Here is a 14,311-nt window from a genome sequence, read left to right as displayed (position 1 = left end):
GAGGGTGTGTTACCAACCCTGTCTAGCGTGACATTTGATCCAATGCATCAGCAAGTAGGCAAAGATGTACAAGTAGCCCTTGAATTTGATAAGGAATTACAAGAAGTAACGGCCATGCTTGGTGGTAATCAAATCAACTCACTAACTGCTACGGCTGATAAGAAAGTTTGGAAGGGTAACGTTCGAGTGCCTGATACTAATGAATTAACAGTGGCTTTGATTACAGAGCAATACAAAGACCTAGTGGGTAATGTGGGCACGCAAGACAGCACACACTCGCTGCCTATCACGCCAACGTTGGACATCACACCGGTGGGCAGTGTGGACGGCAGCAATGCCGCGAACTTGGCCTTCTCAGGCACCTCGACCCGTTTTGATGGTCAAGAGCTTCGCCTGGCAGTGAAAGCGCAAGACAATGAGACGGTATTGAAAAATGGCGTTACGACCGTAGCAAGCGGTGGGGCTTGGAGCAGTACGGTGGACATCAGCGATCAACCGAACGGCAGCTACACCGTTATTGTGACGGGCACCAACGCTGCAGGCGTGCAAGTAAGCGAAAGCGCAAGCTTTACGCTCGCGCAAGCGGTACCGACGTTAACGAGCGTGACGTTTAACCCAAAACACCAAGCGATAGGTCAGAGCGTATCGGTCAGTCTTAAGTTCGATAAAGCGCTGCAAGCGGCCAGTGCCGAGTTAGGTGGTACGGTCATCTCGCTGACGCAGAGTGCGGACGCCAGCGTGTGGACGGGCAATGTCGATGTATTAGTCGCGACGTCGTCTGATTTGACGGTGGATTTGGTGGTGAAAGATTACCAAGACTTATTGGGTAACGTGGGGGCGCAAGACAGCACACATTCGCTGCCGATTACGCCAACTATTAGCATCTCTGCGATCAACAGCGGTAACGATGTTAACGAATCAGAGTCACCCACATTGATTCTCGATGGTACTACGGTTCGTTTTTCTGAAGGTGATAAGTTGAGCCTAAGTGTCACAGACAGTGGGGGAGTTAAAGTTTCAGATGCTGATGTGCTGGTTAGTGAAAACGGAGTTTGGCAATATGAACTGACTCTTGATCCAATCGAAGGTGGGTCTGTGACGGTGTCACTACATGGTGCCAATGCACTTGGAGCCGATGCTACTTTGGTTGAATCTACATTTACATTAAATAAGGATGTGAACGCTGCAGTGGTCGTAGTGCCAAGTTTATTACGACAACTGCTTATTTACGACAAGGGCACAAAACTAGCAGCGTAACGCTAATCGTTATATGGAAGATTAGACAAAGGTCTGCCTATTCGGCAGACCTTTTTTGCAAATGTATCTCAGGTTGTAGGAATTTGATTATGCACAGTGGACTTAATCATTTTTATTACCCTCAATTTTATTAAGAAAATTATTGTATACCAGTGCCCAATATTGATTAGTTTAGTGATGCTGAGTCATTGAAATTAAAATTATTTTGTTTTTCCTGTCTCATTATTTAGTCATATTTTCAGTCAGATAACTAATATAACTGGTGATGCAATCAGAATGGCAATTGCATAGATATTTTGCATAGTAGTTTTTGGTGTTATCTCTATAAAAGTGCCATCTTGATATTAAATGCATAATATATATAGTGTTTATATCACATCGTTATTTGATGTGGTGTTCTGCATTTTGGTACTTTAGTACCACCCTTTTAAGCCAATTTAGTGTTCCAAAATAAATCCTATTTATATTGGCTAAGTTTATGTGGGAATTTATTCCCACTTTTTTTCTCTTTTACAGATGAGAAAATGCTTAATATAACTTTCTAAATCGATGAAATGCTTCCACCAGATATGTGTGTTTGGTCTAGTTAGTATTTACTTAAGTACGCAATGAAATGATTATTATGTGACATCCGTTCAAATTAATTTGCCTTTTTAGTTGGTCAGACGAAATGACTATTTATCCTGTTTAATTAGCTTTATTGCTAGTGTTATGGTTTTTGACGATACTCCTTCTAATCTATTGAAATTTATAACCATTACGCGTAGAATTTATTTAACCAAATCGTTTTTTAAGCCTTATCAGCTTAGTTATCACCGCAACTATATATACCTGTAGGTTGTGGAGAATCCAAATGCACTTAGTTTGCAAATTTATATCTAGTTCGTCTCTCAGTACGAACGACCTTCAATATGTCTTAACACCGGATGAGTGTATCGGGCTATTTTCGCGTGCGCGTACCCCTAAAAACATCTTGGCTCAGTTACCAAGCACTCTGGTTCAGCAGATTACTGCGTCGGCTAAAAAAAATGTCCACAGCCTGCTCAATGCTATTCGAGTAGAACTTGTAAAAGCGAACTGGGTTTGTCTTTCATCCAATGTGAGACGTAGTCCACTAACGAGTAAGCAACTAGCAAGCTTCCCTCGGCTGAAGTTACATGTCGACAGGGTAAGTAAGGGCACTGGAGAGCGTGTTCACAAAGCCAACTACCAGCAAGTTGTCGATGATGTACCTTTGGCACGTCACTACAGCTTCTCGCCGGTTGAACCTTCCCCAGAGCATAAAATCGTCGTTGAGTTTGCTGGCCAGTGGTCAAGCAATGCGGCATGTTTGATGTTGGGTAAAACTGATGTTCAAAAAGAAAAAGTCACCGTAGGTAAGCCCGATCGAGAGAATAAACACCGAAGCCTAGCGACATTTAAAGATCTTGAAGTAGAGGGGAAAACGCTCTATATCAAAATTCCTTGTAAAGACCGACCACAACCAATTTTATTGAAATTGGCTGAAGACCTACAACCCGTCGATAAAGAAAGTCAAATGGACGAATGGGATAATTTACTGGTGCCTGTTGTCCCACTACATTTCCCTACTGGTGATCATTCTGATAAGTCGTCCGAAATGTTCGGCTTTGGATTTGTATATGTCGTTTGGAACAATGAAATATGGCGTGAATTAGTCATTGAAAAAAATGGTTACTTTTCAGATACCGATATTAATGTTGCTTCCACCGACTCTAGGCCGAGAAGGCATGCCGATATACATATAGAGGACTCTGATACAGGGGCTATACATACTTATGAACCCTTTAAGGTGTTACAAAACGGTGAAATCGTAAGTAAAGGTATGTTAAATGGCTCAGGTGAGGCTCGCATATTCAATCTAGTTGAAGAAGAAATTGAAATAGTTTTGACTGAGTATCAACCACCAATATCGATGAAAGTTGAAACTTTTTTGAGTCCTGTCGATGGGAGTACTGAGGGAAGGGAAGCAAAAGGTTACTCATTGCCCCATATCTGGGTGCCATACAAAGTTCAAGGCGAACCCCAAGATGTGTATATGTTTTACAGTTCGAATCAGCTAAGTAACAGTCAGTTATCTCAGCTAGCGTCGGATCCTGGCGCTCAAGCGACAAAACTGGTTGGCCTTGAGGCATATAGTAGTGAACAAAGCTTTAAAACTGGAGAAGGGGCAACTCGATTGCTATCTGTTTTGCCAAACGCTGCGAGTAACAAGCAGGGTGAATACGCCGTGCTTCAAAGTCAACTAAACCAAAATGTGGCCGCTGTTTATTTGAACAAACTTGTAGAGCTTGTTTTTGAATATCCAGGCTACGTAACTTTGGACGAGTCGGACGATTATTTTGAGCTCAAGCAGTGCGATGGTGATTGGTCACAACGTGTATCGTTTCGTCAGTGTGCAAAAACAGACAAAGGGGCTAGGTTAATTAGCTTCTCTGGCTGGCCAGTTGAAGTTGAAGAGGTCGATCTAGTGCGTGGCTATTTGGGTAACAGCAGGCAAAACCGTGATAACCAAACCGTTATAATTCGCCAGACACCAATTGCCGACTTATTGGCTTATAAGTCGAGCGAATAGCGGTCAATGCCATTACAACAAGAGTGTTATGTATTTGCTTAACCTAAATACAAATACTCCTAATAATAAAGAGAATAATGAATGAAACTACGTCATAGCTTAAGCCTGATTGCGTTGATGATATTGTCAGGATGCAACAACGAATCAGTAGAACCAACAGTACCTGATCAACAGCAGGCGGTGAAGCCTCAGACCGTTGAAGATGATCCTGTTGCGGCAAAAAATGCACAGCAGTGGGATGATGGTCGCGTTTACATTACCGAAAATAATTACGTTATTTATGATAAAGAAACGGACAAACCTAAATATACCATTCGAAAAGCTAAAGAGTGGCCACGAGAGGACCTTAGCAACCAAGATTCCTATGATTTACCTAGAGTGTTGTTCCGTTGGGATAATGGACGAGGTGACTCGAAAGATCTCTATGAGATAGGAGACAAAGTATGGAGTGTCAAAACGGATGGTACTGACTTACGTTTAGTCGCAGATGAATTTGGCGGTATGGTTCGGTTAATGCGGATGTCTCCAAACAATCGCTACTTAGCTCTGGCGTATTCCGCCGAAGAAGGGATGTTTAAGGTCATTAAAGATCTCAAGACGGGCGAGTATATCGAGCTAGGTCGCTCTCGCGGTTATCCAGAATTCCTTTGGGCGGAGGACAGCAGTTATCTCTACTACGTTGATAAATTTGAAGGCTGGAAATACACCTTAACGACAGGTCAGAAAGAAGAGACAGACGTAAAGTTTAATGAGTATTCAACTATATACGGCGGAAAGCGTACAGTTGTCGTTGCTTACGGTGTAGCGGTGTATGAAGAAGAAACGAATGAATGGCTTTACTCTTTCGCTCCGACTGAGAGAGGAGGTGACTTGGAAGCTAAAGAGTTTCGCAATAAGTCAATTAGCCCAACGGGACGATATGCTTGGGCTGAAACTCGAACACATCGCTATTTGATCGATGTAAAAAACAAATCCTTCCAATCGGAAGAAATCGTTCCGCGAGCTGTAGGTAAGTTTCGCTATTTTGAAATTTTGGGCAAAGATGCGAATTATATTCATGAAGGCGCTGCTCGTGTTGTTGTTAGTAAACTAACTGAAGAAAAACATTTTGGTCCTTATTTAAAGTGGAAGCAGACAAATAGCGGGCATAGTGCAGATCTATCTTCTCTTTACAATGCGTTTGCCAATAATGGTGATTTTGTGAAGGAGGAGCAATTATGAGCATCGGTGATACTTGTAGTGTTATCCCATTAAATGCAAATTACTATTTGTTTGGCGCGTACTTCAAGCCCGAAGAAGATGAAAACCGCGATAAAATCTACCCTACATGGCACTCTAAAGCTAGTTTGATTGGTGAAAATGTCACACATATTCGCCCGTTAGCTAAAGTGCCAATGCTTAACCTAACCAATAGCGATAACCCAGCACTTTGGGCGACCAACCAAGAGTTTAAATTATGCTCACTGGGTAATGGAAAGCCGGATAAAAATGGGGTGTTTGAAGTGCTTTCTCCAGAATGCCCTATTCATTCTTTAGGCAAAGACTTACCAAAAGGGGATGAACAAACTTTCAATTTTCGTTTCCCGTCATTGCCACTTATTGCCTCACTTGCAGAGCTATCGCCTAAAGAGTTGGCTGTAGAAATTGCAAAGCTTAGTGGTCAGTTGGATAACAGCGAAGTTCAACTTACACTAACTGAGGTCAGCACAGATCAATTGGCAGATCCTTATCAAGAAGATGCTAACGGTCAGCTGAGCGAAGAGAAAGCAGCATACAACAAGTGGTATGAAGAAGTTCGTGCTCTCAAGCAACCACTTAAGGGCTTTGTTCTACCTGTTGTTTCTAGCTGTGCAATCGTTTTTTCGGATGAAGGGTATTTAAACGCTTCAGTTAGTTTGTATAAGTTTAAAGTTGGGAATGGTAAAGGAACCAACGAAGGTAAGTATGAGAAAGTTGGGGATACAGTTCAAGCTGTGCTGCCCAAAAAGGCAGAGAATATTGATCAAAACCAATATCCTTGCGCAATGTTTCATATCGATCCAGCAATATTTGACGAAGGGCTGTACAGTATTCGGGTAGAATTTATACCAAGTCAAATGGATAAACCGATTACTGATTTTGTGAAGAACGCCAATATTGAGCAGTATGCCGATGGTTTAGATACTGCTTACACATACGAATTACGTGAACATATCTCATTTTCTTCTAGCACGCCATTAGGTAAATTCGCTATTGTCAGTGGCGATATGATTTCCCTAGAAGAGTCTTTGATTTATCAATACCCGCAGTATTTCAGCAACATGAAGCACTACCTTCATGGTAATGCACAAGGAGCAGCAGCCAATACACCAGCTTCTAGAAGTTTAACGTTACTTAAGAATATCCGAGATGTGTCTGCACAATTAGGTGCGGGGCTGATGAGTGGTAGCCTGCAAGACACCTTAGATAGTGATGGTCGGCAAGCTGTGTTTAATAATGTCTCGAAACTCTATTGGGATGCTGTGAAAACAGATATGCCACCGGCGATGAAAGCCGCTGGAGAGCTTTACTATGGTATTTATAGCACTAAAGCTGCCCTGGATACACTGCGTGAATTACATTCTCCTCAAACAGCAAGTTTAGGGTGGAAAGCACTTTTTCATGCAAAAGTGCTTAATACACCGAACCTACAAGCCAATGCATTTTCCACGGCAATGGAAGCCGCTATGGGTAACCGAAAAGTGGTGGCAGGGCGAGTCGCTGAAGCGTGGCTTACTGGGGGCACATCGATTGGGGTTAATGCGTTTGGCACAGTGACCAGTGGCATCGACTTAGTTAACAAAGCCAAGGCGGTATTAAAGCAGGGCAAAAAAGTAAAAACGGCAGACAAGGCGACTGGTGAGGTCGCTGATGATTATCTAAAACATATCCCTGTTTGGAAAACTAGAAACACTGCTCAAGAGGATAAGATTGATCAGGCTCTAGAAAAGGCGCGCGAGAAGTCTAAAGAACAAATCACAGCGTACATGGTGAATGATTCTCGCGGTGCAGGGATTGGAATTAAATTTGAATTTAATTCTAAAGAAACTGAACTAAAAGAAAATGAAACTGTGTTCATGGAGCTAGGTTCTGCACTTGCGGAGGTGTTAGAAGCGGAATCAAATTTAAGGGTGGAGGTCGAAGGGCATGCATGCCAAGTCGATACCGCTGAAAAAAATATGCAGGTAGCGGCAGATCGAGCGGAAAATGCAAAAACTCTTCTTCTAAAGGTATCTTCTGTTTTTAAAGACCGAATTTCAGTAGAGGCGTTTGGGGAAAGCCGACCTATCTATGTTCCAGCCGAAGGCGAAAAAATTGACCGTAATAATCCAAACTTAAAACAGAACCGACGAGTAGTCATACGCATATATATGCAATCTTTCGATGTGTATTTTCATCCTAGCCGTTATGGCTCACAAGCAATGGAGCGTTCACGTTTAGCGCTTGAAATCGCGATGAGCACAGAAGATACACTTGAAGCCGAATTACGGATGGCGGTATTCGATAGTTTGGTTGATGTCGCTTCTTATGTGCCTGTCGTTGCTCCGGTTGCTCGTGGGGTAATTGTAGCTAAAGAAGGAACAAAAGCGGCCATTTCAGCTGTCAAAATGATCGACCATGCGCTACTGGATTCCTTGTTGAATGAGCTGAGTGAAAAGCATAATGTGAAGCGTGAATTGGAACGATTATCCAATATTCATATTGAGTTACTTAAAGAACTACGCAAAAGTAATATTGCTTTAGAAAGGAAGGAAATCAATTCCTACAAAGAGCTTGTTGCTCACTTCGAGAGTGAAGAATCTAGAAAGGAATTGCTAAAGCGCTACCAGCTTAGAGCTTTGTCAATCAATGGTTTGGTTTTACTACTCGCCGATCTTGGTGTTAAAGCGCATGCCGATTCATTGGTGTCATTTGAGTCTTTGGTGAAGCGTTATAAAGTAAAAGACTATATTGAGCGTTACATTCTAGGAGATGATTGGTCAGTCCATACGATTAAAGGAAACACTATGGCTGCCAATTGGAAGAACCAGTGTGAAAATCAATTTTATGACGCGTTGGCTGAAAAAATGCCTGCGGCTTCACAATATTGGCCAGCACCAATCTCTGAGAACAGCAGGATGAATGCTTACTCTTGGTATCAAGTTGGGGATAACAATAAAGCTTCAGGGGCTTTTAATCGAGTTTTCCCTGTTCAAACGATGCTATTTGAACACCCAGAAGAAAGCATGTTTGAAAACTTTACTCAGGCATTTAACCCACAAGACAGTGAACTAAAAAAAGAAGCGATAGGGTTCTGTCGCATTTTAATTAAATCGGCGCGCTTTAAAGAATCAGATAAGCCCGATTGGTTACCTTATGATAGTTGGATCAAACAATCAGATAATGGTCATATAGGGCCGTACGATAAAGTTAAAGTTCAGATAGTGCTAACCAAAGAGCATAAATACGCTCAGGAAGTGACCATAGGTTATAACCGAGTAGACGGTCTTGAAAACATAAATGGCCCCGCTTTCAGAGATTGGATGTTACCTAAAAGGGTCGCTGATTTTGAAGTTGACCCAAATGGTGAAATTGCTAAGTTTTATAAACAACAAGGTGTCAATGAAGATTCAACATTGATTGCAATCGACCATTGCCCATCCTATCGGTTCGGTAGTGTGATGATTGATGGTATGAAGCCGATGACATCAAAGTCTAAGCTACTATTTACTGACGCGATCTTTAGTCTTGCTGCTTCTGGAAGTGCAAAAGCTGGGAACCCAAGTGATTATTTTTCTGAAACCGATTCATTTAAGCGCTATGTAAAAGGCGGCGGCTTTCAAAACATGCGTTACAGCCTATCGATTAGCAAAAAGAAAGGGGATGTCAATTTCTACCTACCTGTGGATTACATACAAGGTAAAGACTTTGACGACTTGCCAGATGAGTTAAAAATTGGAGTGTTGAGTACCGAAACGAAGTTAGTGTTGCTTGACACTCATCTCGGTGAGAAGGCGCTACTTTTGCGTGAGAAAGATCTTATGGTCGAGAGCTTTACCTTAATGAATGCTAAGAGTAAGAAGAACTCTATTCCAGTCATCAAAGGGATAAAGCAACAAGTCGTCGCAATCGAAACTCAATCTTCAGGACTTAACTTCTTCCAAAGTAAGGAATGGATTAACTCAGCTCACAATATTCGACGCGATGGGTTTTCATGGGGTAACAAAGGACAAGAAGACCTAGCGAGTATTTACGTTTTGTTATTGGGTGATACTCACAATAAAGATGCGTACGAATCGACACGAATGGACTGGGACTCAGTGAATATGTCTATTCAACTTGGACTAGAAGGTAATAAAGGAAAGTTGGTTAAGGGTCCTCGGTACTTTTCAGACATGTACCATATTGGTGAGTTTTTTTGTGATAATGGCTCTTGGGAATTGACGAAATCATCGTCAGAAAAGAATCGTAGTGAGATCAATGCGATGAAAATCTTTATTGATCAAGCTGTGGCTAGCTTAGATAAAGAGAATGATTTGCAAAAAAGTAAAGGCTATACCGTTTATTGCATGAAGTTTGATTTGGGTTATGTTGCTCCAACGGGCGCACAGCTAAAAGGTTTAAGGCCATTTGGAGGAGTCATCGGAGGTAAAGCAAACCTTGAACTGTCCGTAGCTCATTTAAACCAAGTTGAAGTAGATGGTACACATGATTATGACAAAGGAAGAGACGTCGTTGTGTCATTACCGTCTTTAAGCTCAGATAAAGCTCTGGCCGGTAATTTCTTTAGTGATATGCCATGGCTTATTTATAAAGAACCAACAAAAAATGGTGTGGATAAGTCAGCTTCGGAAACGTGGAAACAGTATGACGACACGGAACGGAAAGAATGGCTGAAACACTGGATAGAGAAACAACCAGCAGTCACTCAAGCTCCTAAGCCTTTAGAAAAGTCATTAGATAATCCAATATAGTAATAAAAACCGCCTTCGGGCGGTTTTTATTATCAATCAGAACTTAATTAATCGATCTGCTCAGTGTGCTCATCCACGGAGCTCAGCCCGCCGCAGAAATATCGTATTTCTTCATCTTGTGATTGAGCGTACTTAACGGCAGTGACAGTTGCTCTGCCGCTCGTTTCGTGTGCCAATTACAAGAGTTTAAGCAGTCAATAATTACGGTACGTTCGTATTGGCTGACGACCTCTTTTAGGCCAACTGCGACATCGTCATCTCCTAGAAGTTCAGGTTCAAACGTGGGCTGAACTGCCGATGTAACTGGAGTAATAACGTGATGGTGTTCTATCTCTTCAGGGATCTGTTCACCAAACTCAATCTGAGTAATGGTTTCGAAATCGGAAAGCAGAACCGAGCGCTCGATGATGTTCTTAAGCTCGCGCACGTTACCGGGGTAGGTGTAAGTAAGTAGTTGGTTTCTCACATTAGCACTCAATCCTGGTGATTGAGGCAACCCTAACATCGTCGTGGTTTGCTGCACAAAGTGCTCGGCGAGTGGGATAATGTCCGCTTGTCTGGATCTCAGAGGTGGTAAGGTGATGGGAAATACGTTCAAGCGGTAGAATAAATCGGCCCTAAAGCCTCCGTCTTTAATCTGCTGCATTAAGTTACAGTGCGTCGCGGCAATGACTCTAACATCCACTTCAATCTCTCTGCTGGCGCCTACAGGGCGAACTTTACGTTCTTGTAGCACACGTAGAAGTTTAGCTTGAAGTAGCATTGGCATATCGCCAATCTCATCTAGGAACAGGGTTCCACCGTTTGCTGCTTCAAATAAGCCAACTTTGTCCTTGTCTGCACCGGTAAATGAGCCCTTTCTGTGCCCGAAAAGTTCGGATTCTAGAAGTTGTTCAGGAATTGCGGCACAGTTCTGAACGATTAATGCTTGGTCAGAACGATTCGAGTTTTCGTGAATGTATTTTGCAATGACTTCTTTACCCGCACCCGTCTCGCCTCTAAGTAAGACGTCGACAGGCAAAGAGAGCACCTTATCAAGTCGGCTCAATACATTGACCATCTCTTCACTTTCAGCGATCGGACCTTGATAGGTTTTCTTTGTCCGTTTCTTTAGCTGAGTATTTTCACGAACCAACGCTTGGTTATCGGCGCTTAAACTCTTAATCACTTGACCATATTGCTCTAACCAAATGGCATGGCGAATATTACTTGCCGCCATTCGGCAAAACTCGGTAAGTGCGGTTTCGTTATCGATAACGCTTAAATCAAGCAAAACCAACAATCCAATAGTTTTGCTTTCATCATCAATCAATGGCCAAGCAAGTAAGTTATTGCTTTTTAGACCTAATGTTTGCTCGGTTTGATAGATGCCTTCACAGTCATAACCATTGTAAGTGTATAGCTCATTGATCAAGACAACTTCGCCGTTACGTACGGCGAAGTTGAATGGGTCGGCTTCACTTACTGTGTCTAACTGCAGTGGCTCCCAAGGATGTGAGGCGATGACTTTTTCATGGTGATGCGCGGTACTTGGAATCAAGGCTTGACCGGTTTGGTCAAGCACGTAAATGATGCCATGTTTCGCGAAAGTCATTTGCCTTGCTGCTGTGAGAACGGCATCCAAAGTTTGAGCTAACTGGCTGCGATCAGCCAGAGATTGGCTGATCGCAAGTAGGGCGTTACTAAGCTCACTATGGTTAGCTGAACGCATAGGTTAGAGTTCCTTGCTCGTCCACAGAAACGTCAATTTGAGTATGTGAATCATCCTTGTCATTCACCAGTAGTTGAGTCGAAAGCTGCGGCAATAGTTGACGGTTAATAACGGCATCAATATTTCGAGCTCCCGTCTCCGCAAGGCGGCAGTTGCTTAATACGAATTCCACTAAGTTATCACCATAGCAAAGTGCCAGTTTGTGGTGGCTTTGCAGGCGCTCAGACACTTTCTTCAGTTTATGATGGATGATATCAGTCATTGCTGCGTCTGAAAGAGGAAGGAATGGCAACACGGACATACGAGCCAACAAGGCTGGCTTGAAGTGTTGATTCAACGTTGGGCGAATGGCTTCAGCGACGATATTGGCATCAATGTCTTTCGCTTGGTGAACCAAAGACTCAATCTCATGTGTCGCAAGGTTACTTGTCATGATGATGAGTGTATTTTTGAAGTCGATGGTACGACCTTCGCCATCATTTAGCGTGCCTTTGTCGAACACTTGGTAGAACAGGTTGAGTACTTCTGGATCTGCTTTTTCAACTTCATCTAAAAGAACAACAGAGTAAGGGCGCTGACGAACTGCTTCGGTCAGCATACCGCCTTCACCAAAACCAACATAGCCAGGAGGAGAACCAATAAGACGAGAAACCGTGTGTTTCTCTTGGAACTCAGACATGTTGATGGTTGTCATGAAGCGTTCACCACCAAACATCTGATCAGCGATAGCGCGAGCGGTTTCTGTTTTACCTACACCACTTGGGCCAACCAATAAGAAAACACCCGTTGGTGCATCTGGGTTACCTAATCCCGCTTTTGCGGTTTGAATACCTTCAGCAAGCGCATCAATGGCAAATTCTTGGCCTTTAATGTTTTGGATTAGGTTTTGTTTCAAGTTTAAGGTTGCTTGCGACTCATCTTGAAGCATCTTACCAATAGGGATGCCTGTCCAATCAGAAATTACATGACTAATTTCGTCGGGACCCACTTCATAGTGAACGAGTGGATTGGTACCGCGCACGTTATCTAAACGTTCGTTACAAGATTGAATAGCTTCGCGAGTCTGCTCTTCAGAATATTCATGACAATTTGGTTTGTCACTTGTTAGTGCGTCATCATCTTGAACCGTATTGTCAGCTATAGGAGCGCTGTCTTCTTCAGTCGAAGGAGTAGTAAGGCTATAAAGATGGCTACGCAGTTCAATGATTTCTTGAATAAGAGATTGTTCTTTCTTCCATTGAACTTGAAGGGTAGCTTGTTCTTCGGTGGCCTTTTCAATCTTCTCTTTTAGATCAGGAATTAAAGCGGCGCTGTGTTTGTCACCGGTTTGCTGCAGTTGGTCACGCTCAAGAGCTTCGAGTTCGCGGTTCGCAGCCGCAATTTCTTGATGCAATGTTTGGACAGGTGCCGGTGTTGCATTAAGGCTAATATTGACGCGAGCACAAGCCGTATCTAACACGTCGATTGCTTTATCTGGCAGTTGGCGTCCAGTGATGTAACGATCAGCTAAGTTTGCTGCGGCAGTGATTGCGTCGTCACGTACGTACACGTTATGTGATTTTTCATAGGCTGGTCTTAAGCCTCGGATGATCAATGCGGCTTGACTAGCTGATGGCTCATCGAGTTTTACTAGTTGGAAACGGCGCGCCAGAGCTGGATCTTTTTCGAAATATTTCTTGTATTCAGACCATGTGGTGGCAGCAATTGTTTTTACTTCACCACGTGCTAGAGCGGGTTTAAGTAGGTTGGCAGCATCACTGCCTCCAGCTTGATTGCCTCCACCAACTAGCGTGTGAGCTTCATCTATAAATAAAATGATTGGAGTCGGTGAATTCTTCACTTCATCTAGTACTGCGTTAAGGCGTTTTTCAAACTCACCTTTTACACTCGCTCCTGCTTGAAGTAAGCCCATGTCTAGGCCGTATAGTTCAACACCTTTGAGGCAGTCTGGCACATCTCCTTCGGTAATTTTTAATGCAAGACCCTCTACCACCGCTGTTTTACCAACTCCCGGCTCACCTACGGCGATTGGGTTATTTTTTCTGCGTCGCGCCAATATGTCGATTATTTGTCGGATTTCCTGATCACGGCAGAATACTGGGTCGATCTCGCCCTTTCTTGCTTTGCCGGTAAAGTCGGTGGTGAATTTACTTAATGCCGAACCATCTTCACGTGCATCGGTTTTTTCTGATGTCGTTGCTAAAGATTCTAGTGAGTTTGTTGTGAGTTCAGAAAAGTTACGCTTTAAGGTATCTGGGTTTACACCGTCTAAGATTGAAGCGTAGCCGTGCTGACCATAGCGTAGTGGGTTACTCACGAGTGTAAGAAGTAGGGCGCCAGAGCGAATCTGAGTTTCGGATAGATCTAAAGATGAGACCAACCAACTTTCTTGAAGCCATTCTATTAAAAGCGAAGAAAAAACGGGCTTGCTGCCGTTGCCTGTTGTGTTGGTATCTAAAGTCGAACGAATGGATTGCCTTAAAATGGTCTCTGAGCAATCGAAATGACTTAATAAGATATCAAAATCACTATTTGGCCTTTCTAATAAGCTTAATAGATAGTGTTCAATTTGCACTTCATTGGCTTTTTCCGATACGGCTAATGCAGCGGCGTCCTCTAAAGCGACTTTTACAATAGGGTGCAGACGTTGTATTAAAGAGGAAAGGTTTATATTTATCATTTTAGTTCTATTAGTTATGTATATGGGATGCAGCAATTATACTAAAATTGATAACTGGTTTTTTATTCGGTGATGAATTTACTATTGTTTATTGGTTA

The 14,311-nt window shown here is 42.8% G+C and carries 5 protein-coding genes and 2 pseudogenes; 4 read left to right on the top strand and 3 right to left on the bottom strand.

Annotation, left to right across the window (positions count from 1 at the left end):
- The first annotated feature begins 6 nt into the window (after positions 1-6).
- The 4 genes from BCU07_RS11900 to BCU07_RS11885 all read left to right on the top strand — a co-directional run bounded on the left by BCU07_RS11900 (position 7) and on the right by BCU07_RS11885 (position 9,822).
- Entirely contained in the window at positions 7-1,257 is a 1,251-nt protein-coding gene (locus BCU07_RS11900) for a tandem large repeat (protein WP_413286166.1), read from the top strand.
- An 853-nt stretch (positions 1,258-2,110) separates the two neighbouring features.
- The gene (locus tag BCU07_RS11895) at positions 2,111-3,850 is read left to right on the top strand and encodes a hypothetical protein (protein WP_102429067.1); all 1,740 of its coding nucleotides are present in this window, start codon (positions 2,111-2,113) and stop codon (positions 3,848-3,850) included.
- An 81-nt stretch (positions 3,851-3,931) separates the two neighbouring features.
- Positions 3,932-5,071, top strand: a complete 1,140-nt coding sequence (locus tag BCU07_RS11890) for a Tricorn protease domain-containing protein (RefSeq protein ID WP_102429066.1) — start codon at positions 3,932-3,934, stop codon at positions 5,069-5,071.
- Positions 5,068-9,822, top strand: coding sequence for an OmpA family protein (locus BCU07_RS11885; RefSeq protein WP_102429065.1), 4,755 nt, complete (start codon positions 5,068-5,070; stop codon positions 9,820-9,822). Before BCU07_RS11890 ends, BCU07_RS11885 begins: the two co-directional genes overlap by 4 nt.
- An 82-nt stretch (positions 9,823-9,904) precedes the next feature.
- On the opposite strand, the pseudogene BCU07_RS11880 reads toward BCU07_RS11885, so the two are convergent.
- From BCU07_RS11880 to tssH, 3 genes and pseudogenes are all read right to left on the bottom strand, one after another.
- Positions 9,905-10,069: pseudogene (locus tag BCU07_RS11880) on the bottom strand (helix-turn-helix domain-containing protein); the annotation flags it as partial.
- A gap of 83 nt (positions 10,070-10,152) precedes the next feature.
- A pseudogene (locus BCU07_RS11875) lies at positions 10,153-11,533 on the bottom strand (sigma 54-interacting transcriptional regulator); the annotation flags it as partial.
- Entirely contained in the window at positions 11,520-14,213 is a 2,694-nt protein-coding gene (gene tssH, locus BCU07_RS11870) for a type VI secretion system ATPase TssH (protein WP_372123695.1), read from the bottom strand. The pseudogene BCU07_RS11875 and the gene tssH, both read right to left, overlap by 14 nt.
- Positions 14,214-14,311 lie beyond the last annotated feature (98 nt).

The organism is Vibrio sp. 10N.261.54.E10, from assembly GCF_002877735.2.
GTDB classification, from domain to species: domain Bacteria; phylum Pseudomonadota; class Gammaproteobacteria; order Enterobacterales; family Vibrionaceae; genus Vibrio; species Vibrio crassostreae_C.
The sequence above is the reverse complement of the archived record's forward strand: the minus strand, read 5'-3'. Positions and strand labels throughout refer to the sequence as shown.

What these genes read in the sequence shown, in the direction of transcription:
- BCU07_RS11885 (WP_102429065.1), top strand. Translation starts at nt 5,068, where the DNA reads ATGAGCATCGGTGATACTTGTAGTGTTATCCCATTAAATGCAAATTAC.
- tssH (WP_372123695.1), bottom strand. Translation starts at nt 14,213, where the DNA reads ATGATAAATATAAACCTTTCCTCTTTAATACAACGTCTGCACCCTATT.
- BCU07_RS11895 (WP_102429067.1), top strand. Translation starts at nt 2,111, where the DNA reads ATGCACTTAGTTTGCAAATTTATATCTAGTTCGTCTCTCAGTACGAAC.
- BCU07_RS11890 (WP_102429066.1), top strand. Translation starts at nt 3,932, where the DNA reads ATGAAACTACGTCATAGCTTAAGCCTGATTGCGTTGATGATATTGTCA.